The organism is Veillonella sp. KGMB01456 (genome assembly GCF_023051165.1).
Classification (GTDB): Bacteria; Bacillota; Negativicutes; order Veillonellales; family Veillonellaceae; genus Veillonella_A.
Genome location: NZ_JALKIG010000045.1, coordinates 1 through 18,143, shown reverse-complemented (window position 1 = coordinate 18,143; position 18,143 = coordinate 1). Strand labels below are relative to the sequence as shown.

Sequence of the window (18,143 nt, the reverse complement as noted above, 5' to 3'; positions counted from 1 at the left end):
AATCGGTATTCACTATGGATTTTTTTATGTGTTCAATTTCATTGTACAATTAACCTATTAATTACAATATTAAATTTCAAGGCTTAACACAATCGCTCAATTCTTATTTATGAGCAATTTTGTAGTCAAAGCTGAAACGGCCAGGACCGGCGATGAAAAGCATAATAGCGCCGAACATCATCTGAGACGGATAGTCCCATTTTAAGAAGCCATTACCCAATTCCAATACAGTAGCCACGAATAAAGTACCTACAATCAGTAAGGCACCTAAACGAGTACCAAGGCCTAATAAAACTAACAAGCCGCCGATTAATTCAGCACTGGCTGCCATGATACCTAACATGTAATAGCCACCGGTAATACCAAATACGCCTAACATGCTACCTACAGCAGTCAACACTTGTTCGCCGCCGGCAAATTTGAAATAGCCGTGTGCCATCATCGATAAACCAAAAACAATACGATAAAATAATAAGCCTTGATCTTGGTAACGGAATAAGTTTTTCAATAAAATGTCCATGTTTGTCACTCTCTTTCGTTTTGTTGAAACATTATCTAAACACATGTACCGCCCAAAAATCTAATACGGTACCTTTAACACAACAACACTAACCGCTTAATACCGCGATTAATACTGATTCGTTTTAACTAGTAATAACTATGATTACATGTACATTATATAGCGCTTTTCCGACCTTGTCAACAACTATATTTAAATTTCTCTATATTTCATTATAAGAACTAATTTCAATTAGATTGCCACCATAATCTCGCAAGTATACACTCTGCATAGCGCCTTAATTTTCATAATTATCCCCCGCCTTCGTTCTACACCAATTTTTCTACGTATTTTATAAACTGTTTCGTCACCGGTGATGCCTCGCTTCTATAAATCCTTCAATTAATAGAATTATAGGTGACATGCAACACGTTTTGTGCTAAACCTATGTCCATATTTTTATTCTCTATGTGAAAAGAGTAGTCATGTTGTACTGTACTTAGCCCTCCTCTCTCAAGAAAGGCCCGGTCAATCAACGTGACTACTCTTTTTTATAGGTTGTACCCGCTCAATAATACGAGGTTTGTCGCTCTAATACGAGCCTTTTCATGTCCTCACCTAAGAGTTTTTAACGGGCACCCATAACCTTATGAGGTACATACGGTTCTTCCAAATACGCCACATCTTCGTCGCTTAACTTGACGTCGATAGCGGCCACCGCATCATCAATATATTTTTCCTTAGTCGGCCCAATAATCGGTGCTACTACGCCCTTATGCCATTGCCAAGCCAAAGCAATGCCGGTACGCGTTGTACCGTAACGCTCAGCCAATTCACCGACACGATCAACGATAATTTTATCCGTATCCTTCGTGCTATCGTACTTGCCTTTAGCAAATTTATCGAGTTCCGCTCTCGTCGTAGTAGCCGTCCAGTCACGACTGAGGCGACCGGCTGCCAACGGGCTATATGGCGTTAAGCCAACGCCCATATCCTTACACAAAGGAATCATTTCACGTTCTTCTTCACGATATAACAAATTATAGTGATTCTGCATGGCTACAAACGGCACCCAACCATGACGCTCCGCCGTATATTGTGCCTTTTGGAACTGCCATGCATACATGGCACTGGCGCCCAAATAACGAACTTTGCCATCGGTCACCAAATCATTAAGAGCGCGCATCGTTTCTTCAATCGGCGTGTTATAGTCCCAACGATGAATGTACAAAATATCCACATAATCAAGGCCTAAACGGCGTAAACTTTGTTCTACTTCATACATAATTTCTTTGCGAGACAAACCACCGCCATTCGGACGGTTACGCATTTCCACAAATACTTTAGTCGAAATTACCACATCTTCGCGATGCATAAAATCCTTAACGGCACGGCCCAAAATCTCTTCACTCACGCCATTACTATAGCAATTCGCCGTATCAAAGAAGTTAATTCCCTGATTAACCGCATGTTTGATGACTTTACGGGCTTCCGGTTCTTCCAAAACCCAACAAAACTGTTCACTTACCGGTGCGCCATAACTCATACAACCCAATGCCAATTTAGAAACATCAAGACCGGTGCGGCCTAATTTTACGTATTCCATAGTATCTCCTTACCGGTACGGCCCCGATTAGTATACAACCATTAAGATTCCACTAATCAGCAATACCTTCATATTAACTACGAAAATTTATTTCCTGTTTTTATTATAGCAAGCAAAATAAGCGTTGCCTATAATTTTATAAAAAAGCCTGCAAAACTACAGGCCTTTTTATCAATTAACCATATTTATATAAATTTATTTGCCAAGACCTTTGGATTTCAGCCATTGTTCTGCCAAATCTGCTTATTTAACGTTCTTCTTAATCCATTTTTCCACGTGAGCCTCTACTTCATCACTGTTTTTATCTTGGAAAATGAAGTGTTCATTACCGTAAATACCTTCTTTTGGCAAGTCAATAACCGTTACATTACCACCGTTAGCATTCATTTCTTCAGCAAATTTCTTGGCATTATCACGACGACCTTGCCAAAAAGCTGTAGCAGAAATAGCAGGATCGCCATTGTCGATGTAATCACCATAGTAGAACACTACCGGAATTTTCTTTTCATCAATCGCTTTGTACGCATCACTGCCGGCTGCCGGAGGATTACCCGGTTCAATTGCAATAATACCGGCTATATTATTGGTATACGTTGCAGCGAGCCAGCCCGGACCGCCACCTTGAGAATGAGTCACTACAATTGGTTTTTCACCGGTTTTGGTGGTTACTTCATCCACCGTAGTAGCCAACGCTTTACCTACTACAACAGGATCAAAATCAAATCCCGTATCGGTTTTCATAAAGGTATCCGGCGTCATTTGTCTGAAGAATTGATCAACCGAAGCATCATCATTCGGGAATTGGGAACCTTCATACACGACGGATTTATTGTTTTCCCAGCGACCAATACGGAATTGTGTGTACCAGCGTTGATCCAATGTTTTATTCGTAATAATACCCGGTACCGAGGTAGTACCCGCTTCACCGCGACGAGGTTGGTCTACTAAGAATACGCTATGCCCTTCACGAAGGAAATAGTCGGACCAGCCCGGACGTCCATTCGGTGTTGTCATCCAGCCCATGCGGGACTGACCATAGCCGTGCAAGAAAATCATCGGTGCTTCATCGGCTTTTACCGGAATCTGATACATCACATTCGCATGGTCCGCATGTAATGTCTGACCTGCTCCCGTTGCTTCCCAAAGATCTTCCGGATTGAATGTGCCTTCACTTTGTAACACCACACCGCCTACCGAAAAAATACCTTGTTCCGCAATTTGTAATGGCTTACGCTGCTTCATAGCCTTATTGGTAATTAATGCCGATGATTGGGTATTCGCTGTAATAGTCGTTGGCGGATTGGCTGCCACTTCATCAGCTGCCGATACAACCATATTAACAGCCATCGTGGAAGAAAGAAGTGCAGATGCTACAAATAAACGAAGTGCTGTTTTTTTAATCGTATTCATGGATAGTCCTCCTAAGGTAAAAATTAATGGTAAAAAATATCAGTTTATTTAATTTTTCGATTACTTACTACCCTTTTAGTATATCGAAAATCTTCTCTAAAAGTACAATAGCACTTCTCAATACATGTATGCGTCTTGTTTATACTAAAGCGTTCCATTACTTAATATGCATTCTATGAACCTACATTAATTCTGTAATGATATAAAAAGAGGTCTTAATGAACGATTTCATTGCCGCAACTAAGCTACTAAGTCGTACATTAAGACCTTTAATTTTGTATTCTTTATTCAGTTATTAGCTTATTCTTAGTTATCAGCTTTTTTCGCTGTCAATTTACGTTGAATCAAAGCAGCACCAACGACTAAAATAATACAAGCGATTTTGAACGGTAAACTAATCGGGTCAATTAAATCGAATGTATACTGGTCAACGTGAATCATTTCACCGCCGATCCAGCCTAAAATACCGCCACCGAAGAAGAGAATAACAGGGTATTTTTCAATCAACTTGATGAACATCGTACTACCCCAGATAATAATCGGTACAGTGATTAAAATACCAACAAGTACAAGCATCATGTTGCCTTCGGCTGCACCAACAACGCCGATAACGTTATCGATACCCATGATACCGTCTGCAATTACAATGGTAATAATGGCATCGCGCAAATTGCTCTTTGCCTCAATATTATGAGACGATTCATTGGCGGCCATCAATTTATAGCCAATCCAAAGTAATAATACACCACCTACTAAGCGTAACCCCGGGATATTATTAATCGCTTCCACAAAAAGAAACGCCATAATTAAGCGTAAAGCAATCGCCCCGAATGTGCCCCAGAAAATAGCCAGCTTACGATGCTTCTCCTGTAAGTTTTTGGCGGCCATACCAATAACAATCGCATTGTCGCCGGCCAATAAAATGTCGATGACAATAATTTTTGCAATTGCCAATAATCCTGCAGCTGAAAACAGTTCCAAAATCATACCTCCGTCAAATTAATCAATGTATCGTAATATATCAATATACTATAGATATTATATCGAAATATCGTCACCTTGTCGATAGAAATCTGAAAATTTTTATAGCCTACTTTTTAATAAAAATCGCTTAACTCTAGCAATCCTTCCATATCACAATACATACACGGCTAACGATATTTCGACAATATCGCTTCCCGCCTAACAACTTTTCAATCTTCTGATGCTATGTTACAATAAAGTTATAATAATATTGACATGATGAACACATTTCGAGTAATATGTTGTGATTAATACATTGCGAATCAGATATTACGCTTTTCTTGTGATTATTTTAAAATCTCCGATGCTTAGTTGGAGACTTTTTTATTGTATAGATAAGGAGTTCGTATGCATCCTACCTTTAAAATTTTTGAAAAAATCCTGCTGTTTTTGCGGTTAGCGGGCCCTATCGTATTAACACAGTTCTCTCTAATTGCGGGCTCATTTGTAGCCATCTTACTATCCGGTCAATACAGCACCCTGCATCTCGCCGGGGTATCTGTAGGCTATAATATTTGGACGGCTTGCTTCTTCGGTGCCATGGGTATTTTACTGGGTATTTCCCCTATTATTGCGCAACTTTTGGGGGCCGACAAAAAAGAAAATATACCCACGATTATTGCTCATGGTCTCTATTTGGCGGTTGGCTTAGGTAGCCTCTTAATTCTAGCCGGCATTCTTGCCCTCGAGCCGGTGTTAAAACTCATTAATTTGGCGCCTGATGCACAGGTTATCACCATTGATTACATGATAGCCATTGCCTTCGGGATTATTCCCCTCATGGGCAGCACGGTTCTCCGAAATTCGGTGGATGCTCATGGCTTTACCCACTATTCCATGATGATTATGGTGTCCAGTTTTGTCCTTAACGTACTGCTAAACTATGCCTTTATTCTGGGGCATTTCGGTTTGCCTGCCTTTGGCGGCGTCGGTGCCGGCATTGCTACGGCCATTAGCTGTTGGTACAACCTTTTAGCCTATATTCTCATTTTACTTTTTAACAAAAATTTCAAACACTATAAAGTCTTTAGGCAGTGGCCCGCTTTTCAAAGCCCTTATATTGTTGAACAATTAACCTTGGGCGTTCCTATCGGTATTGCCATATTCTGTGAAATGAGTATTTTCAGCTTAGCCGGACTCTTAATGGCTTACTACGGTACAGAAATCATCGCCGCTCATCAGGCAGCTATTAGCTTTACTAACTTATTCTACGGGTTTCCGCTCAGTATCAGTATTGCTTCTACCATTACCGTTGGCTATGAAGTGGGTGCCCAACGATTCCGCGACGCCAAACAATACGCCTATATCGCCCGTGGCATCGCCATTATCATCGCCATTCTAATCTGTATGTACAGCTTTACCCACTTGGAACAAATTGCCGGCTTCTATACGAATGATCCTCATATGACCGGTCTAATCAGTAGCTTCTTAGCCTATGCGGTCTTCTTTACTGTTATCGATGCCTTCGGCACACCGCTTCAAGGTATATTGCGCGGTTACAAAGACGTGCGAATTATCTCTATCATAGCCCTAAGTTGCTATTGGGGCGTGAGTACGCCGATAGCAGCGCTCTTCACTTTTGGGTTCGACTTTGGTCCTTACGGCATCTGGATGGGCCTCTTAGGCGGCCTTACCGCTGCGTCCATTGCCTATACAGTCCGCGTTTGGTATATTCAACATCGCCGCTACGCTAAAGAGCTGGAAGCATAAATTGCTTTTGATTGTACTGAAAAATATATTCGTAACTCATGAAAACTAGAAACACAGGGTTGCTTACTCAATGATAAGCGCCCTGTGTTTTTTGCTATCTATTAATTTTGAAAAACATCTTTCGGTTATCGCATCCTACAAGTCATTTACTTTTACTTTTACTTTTACTTTAACTTAACTTGAAACGCTCGAACCGGCAAACGGTCTTTGCCACTAACGGTCCCAATAATAGGTAAACGATCGGCGAGCGGTGTCATGGCAATCGGTTTGGTTAGGCCCAGTAACTCATTAAAACGATCAATTAACACTTGTTTCTGAGCTATCAACTCTTTTTGGGCTTCACCGGTCATAGCCACGCCCTCTTCATAGACATAGTAAAGTTGAATCGACTCGCCCGTAAGTACGAAATACGTCGCTTTAAGAAAAACTGACTGTGTTAATATGGACAATAAACGTTCTAATTCGGCAACACGCTGTACCGGCACGGTAATCGTTAAGGCATGTAATACGCCACCGTTGCGACCGGTCAAGTTTTGACCATAGTACGAAATCGGCGCCATAACGGCTTCGGAGTCCGGATCTAAATTCAGAATTTCATTCAATTCATCACTAATCGCCGAATGGCCTGTTGGCTTACCGGATGCGTCTTTAGTGACTAAAATACCATTTGGCTTACCTTCAGAGCCCCCCTCTTTTTCGAGTATGCCTTCAGGGAAGATTTTTCGATAAAATGTCTTAGCATCTATTTCCTGATAGTTCTCACTCTCTATATATTGCAGCAAAGCTTCATATAATTGACTCATATCCATATTATGTCTCCTTTATTAAGTTTAATTCTCAATATAATTGTCGTACTGGATTATTACCAAATAAAGGCTAACTTTAGCCGATTATATAACGTCAGTAAAATAAGACATTTAAACCCCTTCTTAATTATCATCAGAATAATTATTCCGGAACATGTTCTATATGTAATTATACAAAATTATCATTACAATTTGAAGCTGAAACTATTTCACCGTTTGCCCAATTTCTCCAACGCTAAATTTACTAACTAAGCATAATGTGCTTTAACAGCGCGTTTATTTGACATGAAACATCAAAAGTAATACAATAAGTACATATTTCATGCGGTTGTGGCGGAATGGCAGACGCGCTGTCTTCAGGCGGCAGTGCCTTCGGGTGTGCGGGTTCGACTCCCGCCAACCGCACCACAAAAATGCTATTTCTATGATATTGGGTGATGATTGCCCGCTCATAGAAATAGCATTTTTTATTTATATAATCTTTCAACTTTTCCTCAAGAACATACTTTCGATTATATCTTTAATTATAGATATAAAAGGAGTATACTAATAATCAAGAGCCGTTATAGTGTGACTAGGTCATCTCTGTTAAGGAGGTGAGATCATGAGTGTATTCGAAGCATTATCCTTGATGATAGCTTTTGCTACTCTAGTGGTCTTAATTCTACATGAAAAATGACCTAATCGTTAAGTAACGACTAGGCCATTTCTCAATTTGTAATCTTACCCAGAGATGAGCCTAGCGCTACGAAACACTATGACGGCTCGTCTTATGTATATATCTTAACGCAATAATATATAAGCGTCAAGTAAACTAATACTCATCCTCAACAGTAAGGCATATAATAGTGCACATACTTTTAGGGATATATTCATTACAAACCCATTTATTGCAATATTTAGTACTAAATTAGCACATGATTTAATCAGGTAATAATTTATTTTATATCTGTTACAGAACCAATAATTTGGTAATGAGGTTGCCATCCGCCTTTAAAATCAGGATAAGTTTGTGGCAAAGATGCATAGTAATCCTGTACATCCTGCGACAAATCTTCTTTAGTAAACTGATGCAAATACAGTTTGCGACATAATAGTGTCAGTTCAGCTTCTTCAAAAGTTACGCCATCACCAAAAGCAACCGGAGTCAGCCCTGCGCCTTTAGCTTTATCGCCATCACGCCCCGAATGAGATCCCATATAGCCTAAAGCTTTACGAAATTTCGGGTCAAAAAAGCTAACCGTAAAAAAGTCATTCCGCTTTAAAAATTCACTGGTATAGCGGGCCGGATGAATATATACCGTTGCCACTTTATGACTCTGTCCGGGATTCCCCCAAATATTGCCCAAACTCCCCCAACTAACAGTACAACTATTATAGTCCTCTATAGAACCGGCCGTTACCAACGCCCAATTTTTTTCAAACAACTCCATTAACTTGTTTGTATCTTCTTTTAATACTGACATTTAAAACATCCTTTCATGCCATACATCAGCCATAGTCTAATAGCCTATGTATAGCCTTATATCTACATTTCTAAATTTCTATATATGTTATTATATACTAATAAAATAGCATTGGCAAGTATGTACTTGTTAGATAGACACTACCTTTTCCTCTTTTCTTCCTGTCTTCTTAGCACCTTTTTAGCACATTTTAATACCTATTTTACTTTTATTATAGACTATCTTCCCATTCTTGACACCTTATAATAATTCACGTATAGTTAAAATATTAGGAGAAGTCAACCCATCATGTCGCCTTTGAGCGATTGGGGTTGGCTTCTTTTTTATTTAATATAATCTTTCAACTTTTCCTCAAGAACATATTTTCGACTTTTTCTTTAATTATAGAGATAAAAGGAGTATACTAATAATCAAGAGCCGTTATAGTGCGACTAGGTCATCTCTGTTAAGGAGGTGAGATCATGAGTGTATTCGAAGCTTTATCCTTGATGATAGCTTTCGCTACCTTAGTGGTCTTGATTCTTAAATGAAAAATGACCTAATACGTTTGTAACGACTAGGCCATTTCTCAATTTGCTAATTTCACTAGAGATGAGCCTAGCGTTACCACACACTATGACGGCTCGTCTTATGTATATCTTAACGCAATAATATATACGCGTCAAGTAAAGCAATACTCACTTCTTAATTGTTCCCAAAATCTCACGCATTTGGGCTGTCCCTTCATCATCCTGCTGCTTCCATGTAAGGGCCACCACCGTAACCTTACCTTCTTTGATAGAAGCTACGTCAGTCGGCGTTTCTTCCGGTTCAAAAGATAATTTACCGCCAATCCAATAATATTTACGGCCTTTACGGTCTTCGCGCGGATCGATAATATCGTAGTACATCTGCATGCCTTGGTCGAGGATTTCACAGTTATCCCAACCTACGGGACCTTCTTTGGCAAAATTCATATTCAACAGGCCCTTAAATTGCTGTTTTTCAAATACTTCACCTATGAATTCACGAATGAACGGCATAATTTCCGCACTCCGTTTTTTACTGTACCGTTCAACGGATACGGCTAAGGCCGGCACCTTATAGAACATAGCTTCCATGGCCGCACTTACCGTGCCGGAATATAAAGCATCGGATCCCAAGTTAAAACCGTTATTTACACCGGATACTACCATGTCCGGCATGTCATTTTTCAAAAAGTGAGACAACGCAAATTTCATGCAATCTGTCGGCGTTCCCGTTACGGCAAAGCGTCTCGGATTGTCTTCCTCGTCTGAAAAACGGCGCAACCGTACCGGCATCTGAATGGTAATGGCATGTGATTTGGCACTTTGTTCCACTTCCGGTGCAATCACCGTTACGCGATGCTCTTTGGCGAGTTCCGCGCCTAAATCTAATATCCCGTTGGCCCATACGCCGTCATCATTTGTTAATAAAATGTGCATAGTCGTTTATAGATCCTTTCTTTTCACCATAAAACAGGCTACTCACTTCCTAAGATAATAGCCATCTATCTATTATTATATAGAGATTTTTAATACAAGTCCACCAAAAAGCATGAACATTGACATCAACGAATGTATCTAACTTCTATATCGTAACAATATATCAGTCAATAATTTCTTCTATATATCATATATGCAAAAAAGTGCCTACGCTACTAGGCACTTTTTAACATTTTTATTTCTTTATCGATTTATCCGCATCACCCATACGCGTCAATTTCACTTCGCCAAGCGAAACGCCGCGTGTATGCTGAGTATGGGCCCACACTTTATCATGGCGATTCAAATAACCAAGGAATGTTACCGGAACCCAACTGTACATGAAAAGCGGGTACACCAAGTAATAGAGCCAAACTTTAGGTGGAACCTTAATGGTGGCCAATACGATGAGTGGGAATAAATACTGCCCAATACCGATGATGGTCCACACGGTTACCGGTAAAATCTGGTAAATAATATTCGTATAAATCGGCACATACGCATTAATATAGGTCATAATCAGATAAAACGTAGATACCAATAAGAAATACGGCTGACTAATCTGAATAATACCGTCTAAAATACGTAAGTTCCCCTGCTTAATCCCTTCAACAAACAGTTTCGGAATATAGCGTTCGCCACAATCAAAATGCCCTTGTGCCCAACGCTTACGCTGCCGCCATGATTGCATAAAGGTCAACGGTTTTTCATCATACACGATGGCATCATGAGCCCACGTTGTTTTCACCCCGTGAATCAAAAGCTTCATGGAAAATTCCATGTCTTCGGTTAAACAATTACAATCCCATCCATAGGTCTTAATAATGTCCGTACGGATACACATACCCGTACCACCGAGCGCGGTCGACAAACCAAGGTTATATTTAGCTAAATGCCACATGTGATTCACTTGCCAGAAAGCAATCGCAAATGTGCCTGCCACCCACGTATCTGTTGGGTTCTTTGCATTTAAATAGCCTTGAATAACCGGCTCTCCCAATTCTAAGTGGTAATTCATTTCAGCTAAGAAATGAGGATGTACCAGATTATCAGCGTCAAAAATTACGAAGGCATCATACTCGCGGTCCATTTCGTAGATGCGGTTAAACATCCAGCCCATGGCATAGCCCTTACCTACCTCTTCTTTATTTTCACGCTCATGCACAATTGCACCGGCATTGCGAGCAATCTCAGCCGTTTTGTCGGTACAATTATCAGCTACTACAAATATATCGTACAGCTCGTTAGGATAGTCAAGAATCTTCAAATTCTCTACCAATTGACCGACAACGGCCTCTTCATTATGAGCACATACAATAATGGCAAATGAGTTCTTAGGCGTATAATTCTTTTTTTCTTTCCTTCGCCACATGCCCGCTACGGCCAACACGAAATAATAAAGCGTATAGAATACGATTATTACCTGTAGCGGAATCATGAGAAGGTCAAGAATATAATCCATTTACGTCCTTCACCTCACCGTTTTACAAGATTAATAGTTGTGTTACAAATACCAAATACGGCGTACAGGGCAAAGATAAGAACAGGCCATGAATGCCAATCCCACACTAAAGCTAACACGCCAAGAATCGCAACAATAATTAAAGCCAATGTATTTACCGGATCGGCCCCCTTGCCTTTAAAATCCGGATGATGCACGCGACTTACCATTAAATAGCCGACTACCACCATTAAAACCATCAAAAGCCATTCCGGTAAACGAATGCCGGATAAAACATAGGTTGCGGCCATACAGCCGGCAGCCGGAATAGGCAAACCTAAGAAGTAACCATGTACTTCATCGGTCATAATGTTAAAACGAGCTAAACGGAAAGCACCGAATACGGAGAAAGCTAACAAAGGCACATAGCCAAGCCAGCCGGTATGACTCAATTGATACATGTATAACATGTAAGCCGGTGCAACCCCGAAACCAACCACATCCGCCAAGGAGTCTAATTCACGCCCCATTGGTCCGGATACGCCCAGCGCGCGAGCTACACGGCCGTCACAGCCGTCAGACAATAAGGATAATAACACACAAATTGCTGCTAACGTAAATTCACCTTGGGCCGCGAAAGTTATGCCTACGACGCCAAAGGATAGATTAGCAGCCGTAAACAAATTTGGAAATATAGACTTATCCATTTTTTTGCAGCCTCCCGATAATCGATTCTCCGCCACGTACATAATCGCCTTTTTTAACAGTAATCTCTACTGATTTAGGCACGAAAACTTCTGTACAAGATCCGAATTTAATCATCCCGTACAGTTCTCCTTTGGACAGATTCTTACCTAAATCTGTCCACGATATAATACGTCGCGCTAATAATCCTGCGATTTGAGTAACTAAAATTTCAATTTTACCATTGTCAATGCCAATGGAGTGACGTTCGTTTTCAAAACCGACCGAATCTTTATAGGCCGGCAAAAATCCGCCACATGTATATTGTCGGAACGTAATTTTCCCTTCCATCGGCGCGCGGTTTACATGCACATCAAACACAGAAAGAAAAATCGTTACCTTCTTACATTCAGTATTTAAGAATAAATCTTCATACACTTCACTTACTTCCATTACCTTACCGTCAGCCGGTGATACCAGCACGTCCGGATCATTTGGAATTACCCGTTTCGGATTTCTAAAAAAGAAGGTAAAAAAGCAAGCCAGTATAAATGGTATTATCGCCACATACGGGGAGATAAAATATCCCACCAGAAATGCTATAAGAAAAGTTACACCGATAAAAGGGTAACCATCTTTAACAATAAACCCTGTGGGCATCTTGCACCACCTCTCTATTTTTTTGATTGCTTCACCGCCCACATAAACTTAGGTAACGCCATCATTCGGCCGATGCGTTGCGGTTGATTGAGCAATCGATATAACCATTCTAAACGATTTCGTTGCATCCATTCGGGCGCTCTTTTTACATGGCCCGCCATAACATCAAAGGAACCGCCCAAGCCGATAGCGACTACTTTATCTAAATGAGACAGTTTGGAAGTAATCCATTTTTCCTGTTTGGGCACACCTAAGGCCACCAGGACAAGTTTAGCTCCACCATCTTCAATGGCTTTTATAATTTCAACTTCTTCTTGCTCATCAAAAAAGCCGGAGTGGATACCGACTACCTGTAAAGGACCAATGCGAGCCTCCATATTCTTTACAGCTTGCTCCGCTATACCGGGGGCTGCGCCGAAAAAATACACAGGCGTTTTATGTTGTGCTGCTTCTTGCAATAAGGCTACCGCCAAATCACAACCGGCCACACGTTCGGGAATGTGCTGCCCCAATTGCTCGGCAGCCCATAGCACGCCGGCCCCGTCGGGGACGGCCATATCTGCTTGTTTTAAAATTTGGTGCAATTCTTTATCGTGACGGGCGCGCATAACCATTTCAGCGTTAACCGTGACTACAGTATGTAGCCCCGGCTCAGAATATAAATTCTGTACACGCTGAACTGCTTCTTTCATGGTTATGACATCAACCGGCACATCGAGAATGCTCAATTGATTTCGCAAAACAAATACACCTCAATAATCAGCCGCTATAGTTAGGAGCTTCAACCGTGATGCTAACATCATGCGGATGGCTTTCTTTAAGACCTGCGGCAGTAATTTGGATAAACTGAGTATCATTAATCATTTCTTGGATATTATGACAACCACAATATCCCATGCTGGCACGTAAACCGCCTACCATTTGGAAAATAGTATCAGCTAACATACCTTTGTAAGGCACACGACCTTCAATGCCTTCCGGAACTAATTTCTTAGCTTCCGACTGGAAGTAACGGTCTTTACTACCCAATTTCATAGCACCTAAACTACCCATGCCGCGGTATACTTTATAGCTACGACCTTGATAAATAACCGTTTCGCCGGGACTTTCGTCCGTACCGGCCAAGATGTTACCCATCATAACAACATTGCCGCCCGCTGCAATGGCTTTGGCAATATCTCCGGAGTATTTAATCCCGCCATCGGCGATGATTGGAATATTGTAACGACGACCTACAGATGCACATTCGTAAACAGCTGTAATCTGTGGCACACCGATACCGGCAATAACACGAGTCGTACAAATAGAGCCCGGTCCGATACCTACTTTAACAGCGTCAGCACCGGCTTCAATTAATGCTTCCGTACCGGCTGCAGTTGCTACGTTACCGGCAATTACAGGCATAAACGGGAATGTTTTCTTAATTTCTTTAAGCGTACGCAATACGCCGGCAGAATGACCGTGAGCCGTATCAACAATGATTACGTCCGCTTTAGCAGCTACCAAAGCTTCCATGCGGTCATATAAATCCTTACTTACACCAACGGCTGCGCCTACGAGTAAACGACCGCTGCTGTCTTTAGCCGAATTAGGATATTTCGTTGCTTTTTCAATATCCTTAATGGTAATTAAACCTTTTAAATAGCCGTTGTCATCAACTAAAGGTAATTTTTCAATACGATGGCGACGCAAAATAGCTTTGGCTTCTTCCAAAGAAGTACCTACCGGTGCGGTTACCAAATTTTCCTTCGTCATAACTTCACCGATTGGTTTATTTAATTCATTTTCAAAACGCATATCACGGTTCGTAATGATACCGACTAATTTGCCGTCAACAGTCACAGGTACACCTGAAATTGCGTATTTACGCATTAATTCTTCCGCATCAGCTAATAAGTTCTGTGGGCTCAAGTAAATCGGATCAACGATGATACCATGTTCTGAGCGCTTTACTTTGTCCACCTCATGAGCTTGTTCCTCAATGGACATATTTTTGTGAATAACACCCATCCCGCCTTCACGCGCCATAGCAATAGCCATTCGGGATTCCGTAACTGTATCCATACCGGAACTAATCATTGGAATATTGAGCTTAATATCACGAGTCAGGTTTGTAGTGATGTCTACTTCATGCGGTAACACATCCGAAGCCGCCGGAACTAATAAAACGTCATCAAATGTTAATCCGCGTAAACCAAACTTATCTTCTCTCATGGTAACTTCCTTTCTCCTTAATTTCTGTTTCCTTAGCAAGACATATTTTTAAATACTTGTCTTATTTCTCAGAGCGCATAACGCCGGCTTCCATAAAGTTATCTTTTTTCATATCAGTGAAAATAACTTTAACAGCTTCTTTTGGTACGCCCACAATGTCTACCGTTGCGTTGGTAATAGCTTCGCCCAATTTTTTCTTCTGTTCAAAGGTACGACCTTCAACAAGCTCCACATGAATAATTGGCATTCTTCTCAACCTCCATCATCGTAAAACGAGTTTGTACAATATAGAAACGACTTTATCTATACTAGACTTTTCTATCATATTATTATACTTTAAAAGATCTATTCTGTACATGCTTAAATACAGCTTTTTCTCAAATTCAATTGTCTTATTGCTAATTGAAAAATAAAATCAAATTTCACACTAAATCAGCTGTACAAAATTCGTTGGAAACTTTCCCCAAATCGTCGTAACAGCTCAGGTTTCATCAATTTTACCGCCTCATCAAAGCCTAGCTTCGCAAGCCAAGCTTTAGCGTCCTGACGTGCCGCTATCAGTAAATCAATATCTTTTAAAATATTGGCAATTCGTAAATCCGGCAGCCCCGATTGAGCGAGTCCGAATAATTGACCGGAACCGCGCAGCAATAAATCCTGCTCCGCCACTACAAAACCGTCTTGCGTACTCGTCATAACGGCCAACCGTTGTTTGCTGTCTTCACTGTGACTGTCGCTCACAAGGATGCAATAGGATTGCGTACTGCCACGGCCAACGCGTCCTCGGAGCTGATGAAGTTGCGACAGACCAAACCGTTCAGCCCCTTCTACGCACATAATCGTTGCATTAGGCACATTAACGCCCACCTCGATAACTGTGGTAGATACCAAGAGCTTTATGGTTCCCTTGTAATAAGCATCCATGATCGCTTCTTTATCGGCGGCGCTCATGCGACCGTGTACAAGGCCTACGCCAAACTTGCGATTATATTTTTCAGCCAACTCTTCATAGAGCTGCTCAGCCGCTACCAAGTCCAGTTTTTCAGACTCTTCCACAAGGGGACACACCACATACACCTGATGACCGGCGGTCATTTCTTTTTCAAAAAAACGATGCAATCGTTCTTTATAGGTTGAGTCCACCGCATAGGTCAAAACGGGCTTTCTCCCTGGTGGCATTTCTTTAATGAGGCTTACTTCCAAGTCCCCATAAATAGATAGCGTCATGGTGCGCGGAATGGGCGTCGCCGTCATAACGAGCATATGCGGATGATGGCCTTTACGCTGCAACGTCGCTCGTTGTTCCACGCCAAAACGGTGCTGCTCATCAATAATAACGAGGGCCAATTTTTTAAACGTCACCGAATCCTGAATGAGCGCATGCGTGCCGATAACGATATCAATCGTGCCATCTGCGAGGCCTTCATAGATAACCTGACGCTCCGCCGGCTTCGTGGAACCCGTTAAGAGCGCCATTTTTACCTGTCCAAGACCGGCTGTTTGCCCCTGATCCGTACCTGCCGGTGCTGACGGATTCAGACCTGACGGGGCCACCGGATTCAGACCGGCCATCAACTCCGTCAGCCCTTCATAGTGCTGCTGTGCCAAGATTTCCGTCGGTGCCATTAACGCGCCTTGGTAGCCATTCTCTACTGCTTTTAATAAGGACAACGCCCCCACTACCGTTTTGCCGGAGCCTACATCACCTTGCAACAGCCGCCGCATCGGTCGTTCATCTTCCATATCGGCGGCAATCTCATTAAAAGCCTTTTGCTGATCACCGGTTAAAGCAAATGGCAAGGCTTTTAAAAAAGCCGGCACCAAATCACCGTCAGGCTGCATCTTAATGCCCAGTTCCGCCTGCTCCCGTTCCCGCAATAACAATAGCCCCGCCTGCATGATGAACAGCTCTTCATAAGCCAGTTGCTTGCGGGCTAAACCGTAACGCTCCACCGTGAGCGGATTGTGCATCTCTTTAAACGCTTCATAGCGCGTCATAAAATTATGTTCTTTCGTTATGTCCGTTGGCAATAACTCCGGCAAACTGTCATTGGCAGTAAACCAATTACTAATGGCATGACGTATAACAAACTGACTTACGCCGTCCACAAGGGGATACACCGGCACAATCCCGGCCTCCGCCACTTGCCCTTCCCGCAAAATCTCAATATGGGGCGTATTCATCTGCAACGAACCATACGCAAACTCAACCTTGCCGTATACATGCAATCGCTGGCCCACTTTGTAAAAATTCTTCTTGTAGCCCTGATTAAATAAAACAACCTTTAAACGGCCCGTCGCATCACCGATATAAATCTCCAAAATAGACAGACCGCGACGCGGCTTTTTCTCCTGAATATTTAAAACAGTTCCTTCCGTAGCACCTACGGCGCCTTGCTTCAACGCTCCAATAAGATAACTTACACTGCGATCTTCATAAGTCCTCGGGAAATAAGTCAATAATGACGACACATCCGTAATGCCGAGCTTATTTAACTGTTTCACGCGCCCCGGACCTACGCCTTTTATCGTCAATAATGATTCATCCATACCCATCTAATCCTTCCGACCATTTTTATAAAAACAAGTTTGCCCTACTGTGCTATAATATTATTATATCTTAAAACTAAGATATAGTGTAACATAAGAGTAGTAAAAACGAAGTAAAAGAATGTTGCTAACTGCAAAAAAAGAATGTAACCGGTATTAAAAATTGCTACTTGCTTTATTCTATCCCCTTGTGATAGAATACATATGTTATGTTGTAAATTATGCTTGGAGGTGGAAAATATGGCAAACCTTTGCGAAGTATGTGGCAAAACCACCGCTAGCGGTATGAACGTGAGTCACTCTCACATCCGCACAAAAAGGACCTGGAAGCCAAACATCCAGAGAGTACGAGCAATTGTAGACGGCGAAACCAAAAAGGTAAATGTATGCACTCGCTGCCTTCGTTCCGATAAAATTACACGCGCGTAAAAAATAAGAAGGTACATGTACTCTAAAAGAGGCGGCCCCTAACAAAGGGGTCGCCTCTTTTTATATATTCAGAGTTATAGGACAAAAAGTGTGTGTAGAAAGTGCCGCAAACTTAGATAAATACTGGGTTTGTAGCACTTTTATCTTTTTTTGACAAAGAT

16 protein-coding genes and 1 tRNA gene are annotated in these 18,143 nt (G+C 41.6%); 3 read left to right on the top strand and 14 right to left on the bottom strand.

The window, feature by feature from the left end; all coding sequences use genetic code 11:
• Positions 1–103: 103 nt before the first annotated feature.
• The 4 genes from MXE28_RS10070 to MXE28_RS10055 all read right to left on the bottom strand — a co-directional run bounded on the left by MXE28_RS10070 (position 104) and on the right by MXE28_RS10055 (position 4,496).
• Complete coding sequence (locus MXE28_RS10070; RefSeq protein WP_021842491.1) at positions 104–520, bottom strand: DoxX family membrane protein; 417 nt, start codon at positions 518–520, stop codon at positions 104–106.
• Between the two features lie 607 nt (positions 521–1,127).
• A complete protein-coding gene (locus MXE28_RS10065; RefSeq protein ID WP_021842492.1) occupies positions 1,128–2,105 on the bottom strand; it encodes an aldo/keto reductase in 978 nt (325 codons plus the stop codon).
• A 243-nt stretch (positions 2,106–2,348) separates the two neighbouring features.
• A complete protein-coding gene (locus MXE28_RS10060) occupies positions 2,349–3,515 on the bottom strand; it encodes an alpha/beta fold hydrolase (RefSeq protein WP_021842493.1) in 1,167 nt (388 codons plus the stop codon).
• Positions 3,516–3,821: 306 nt separating this feature from the next.
• Positions 3,822–4,496: a YjbE family putative metal transport protein gene (locus tag MXE28_RS10055; protein WP_021842494.1), complete on the bottom strand. Its 675-nt coding sequence runs from the start codon at positions 4,494–4,496 to the stop codon at positions 3,822–3,824.
• A 390-nt stretch (positions 4,497–4,886) separates the two neighbouring features.
• On the opposite strand from MXE28_RS10055, the gene MXE28_RS10050 reads away from it, so the two are divergent.
• The gene (locus tag MXE28_RS10050; RefSeq protein WP_156705659.1) at positions 4,887–6,248 is read left to right on the top strand and encodes an MATE family efflux transporter; all 1,362 of its coding nucleotides are present in this window, start codon (positions 4,887–4,889) and stop codon (positions 6,246–6,248) included.
• A gap of 164 nt (positions 6,249–6,412) precedes the next feature.
• Here MXE28_RS10050 and MXE28_RS10045 read toward each other — a convergent pair whose 3' ends face one another.
• Positions 6,413–7,057, bottom strand: a complete 645-nt coding sequence (locus MXE28_RS10045; RefSeq protein WP_247240127.1) for a hypothetical protein — start codon at positions 7,055–7,057, stop codon at positions 6,413–6,415.
• A gap of 321 nt (positions 7,058–7,378) precedes the next feature.
• On the opposite strand from MXE28_RS10045, the gene MXE28_RS10040 reads away from it, so the two are divergent.
• Positions 7,379–7,462, top strand: a tRNA-Leu gene (locus MXE28_RS10040).
• 530 nt (positions 7,463–7,992) lie between these two features.
• Here the strand turns inward: MXE28_RS10040 and MXE28_RS10035 are convergent.
• From MXE28_RS10035 to recG, 9 genes are all read right to left on the bottom strand, one after another.
• The gene (locus MXE28_RS10035) at positions 7,993–8,520 is read right to left on the bottom strand and encodes a flavin reductase (protein WP_226974595.1); all 528 of its coding nucleotides are present in this window, start codon (positions 8,518–8,520) and stop codon (positions 7,993–7,995) included.
• A gap of 677 nt (positions 8,521–9,197) precedes the next feature.
• Positions 9,198–9,965, bottom strand: a complete 768-nt coding sequence (gene surE / locus MXE28_RS10030) for a 5'/3'-nucleotidase SurE (RefSeq protein WP_156705653.1) — start codon at positions 9,963–9,965, stop codon at positions 9,198–9,200.
• A 235-nt stretch (positions 9,966–10,200) separates the two neighbouring features.
• Entirely contained in the window at positions 10,201–11,466 is a 1,266-nt protein-coding gene (locus MXE28_RS10025; RefSeq protein WP_156705651.1) for a glycosyltransferase family 2 protein, read from the bottom strand.
• Between the two features lie 14 nt (positions 11,467–11,480).
• Complete coding sequence (gene pssA, locus MXE28_RS10020) at positions 11,481–12,152, bottom strand: CDP-diacylglycerol--serine O-phosphatidyltransferase (RefSeq protein WP_021842500.1); 672 nt, start codon at positions 12,150–12,152, stop codon at positions 11,481–11,483.
• Positions 12,145–12,789: a phosphatidylserine decarboxylase family protein gene (locus MXE28_RS10015; protein ID WP_247240126.1), complete on the bottom strand. Its 645-nt coding sequence runs from the start codon at positions 12,787–12,789 to the stop codon at positions 12,145–12,147. Before MXE28_RS10015 ends, pssA begins: the two co-directional genes overlap by 8 nt.
• A 14-nt stretch (positions 12,790–12,803) precedes the next feature.
• Positions 12,804–13,529 carry a WecB/TagA/CpsF family glycosyltransferase gene (locus MXE28_RS10010; RefSeq protein ID WP_021842502.1) on the bottom strand — a complete coding sequence of 242 codons (726 nt, stop codon included), beginning with the start codon at positions 13,527–13,529 and terminating at the stop codon, positions 12,804–12,806.
• A gap of 19 nt (positions 13,530–13,548) precedes the next feature.
• Positions 13,549–15,003, bottom strand: a complete 1,455-nt coding sequence (gene guaB, locus MXE28_RS10005; protein WP_021842503.1) for an IMP dehydrogenase — start codon at positions 15,001–15,003, stop codon at positions 13,549–13,551.
• A 61-nt stretch (positions 15,004–15,064) separates the two neighbouring features.
• Positions 15,065–15,250, bottom strand: coding sequence for a 4-oxalocrotonate tautomerase (locus MXE28_RS10000; RefSeq protein ID WP_021842504.1), 186 nt, complete (start codon positions 15,248–15,250; stop codon positions 15,065–15,067).
• A 185-nt stretch (positions 15,251–15,435) separates the two neighbouring features.
• A complete protein-coding gene (gene recG, locus MXE28_RS09995) occupies positions 15,436–17,553 on the bottom strand; it encodes an ATP-dependent DNA helicase RecG (RefSeq protein WP_021842505.1) in 2,118 nt (705 codons plus the stop codon).
• 240 nt (positions 17,554–17,793) lie between these two features.
• Between recG and rpmB the strand changes: the two genes are divergently transcribed.
• Positions 17,794–17,982 carry a 50S ribosomal protein L28 gene (rpmB, locus tag MXE28_RS09990; RefSeq protein WP_006556543.1) on the top strand — a complete coding sequence of 63 codons (189 nt, stop codon included), beginning with the start codon at positions 17,794–17,796 and terminating at the stop codon, positions 17,980–17,982.
• The last annotated feature ends 161 nt before the right edge of the window (positions 17,983–18,143 follow it).

Coding starts and splice junctions, on each gene's coding strand:
- guaB (WP_021842503.1), bottom strand. CDS start 15,003: ATGAGAGAAGATAAGTTTGGTTTACGCGGATTAACATTTGATGACGTT.
- rpmB (WP_006556543.1), top strand. CDS start 17,794: ATGGCAAACCTTTGCGAAGTATGTGGCAAAACCACCGCTAGCGGTATG.
- MXE28_RS10015 (WP_247240126.1), bottom strand. CDS start 12,789: ATGCCCACAGGGTTTATTGTTAAAGATGGTTACCCTTTTATCGGTGTA.
- MXE28_RS10035 (WP_226974595.1), bottom strand. CDS start 8,520: ATGTCAGTATTAAAAGAAGATACAAACAAGTTAATGGAGTTGTTTGAA.
- MXE28_RS10025 (WP_156705651.1), bottom strand. CDS start 11,466: ATGGATTATATTCTTGACCTTCTCATGATTCCGCTACAGGTAATAATC.
- recG (WP_021842505.1), bottom strand. CDS start 17,553: ATGGATGAATCATTATTGACGATAAAAGGCGTAGGTCCGGGGCGCGTG.
- pssA (WP_021842500.1), bottom strand. CDS start 12,152: ATGGATAAGTCTATATTTCCAAATTTGTTTACGGCTGCTAATCTATCC.
- MXE28_RS10065 (WP_021842492.1), bottom strand. CDS start 2,105: ATGGAATACGTAAAATTAGGCCGCACCGGTCTTGATGTTTCTAAATTG.
- MXE28_RS10045 (WP_247240127.1), bottom strand. CDS start 7,057: ATGGATATGAGTCAATTATATGAAGCTTTGCTGCAATATATAGAGAGT.
- MXE28_RS10060 (WP_021842493.1), bottom strand. CDS start 3,515: ATGAATACGATTAAAAAAACAGCACTTCGTTTATTTGTAGCATCTGCA.
- surE (WP_156705653.1), bottom strand. CDS start 9,965: ATGCACATTTTATTAACAAATGATGACGGCGTATGGGCCAACGGGATA.
- MXE28_RS10000 (WP_021842504.1), bottom strand. CDS start 15,250: ATGCCAATTATTCATGTGGAGCTTGTTGAAGGTCGTACCTTTGAACAG.
- MXE28_RS10050 (WP_156705659.1), top strand. CDS start 4,887: ATGCATCCTACCTTTAAAATTTTTGAAAAAATCCTGCTGTTTTTGCGG.
- MXE28_RS10070 (WP_021842491.1), bottom strand. CDS start 520: ATGGACATTTTATTGAAAAACTTATTCCGTTACCAAGATCAAGGCTTA.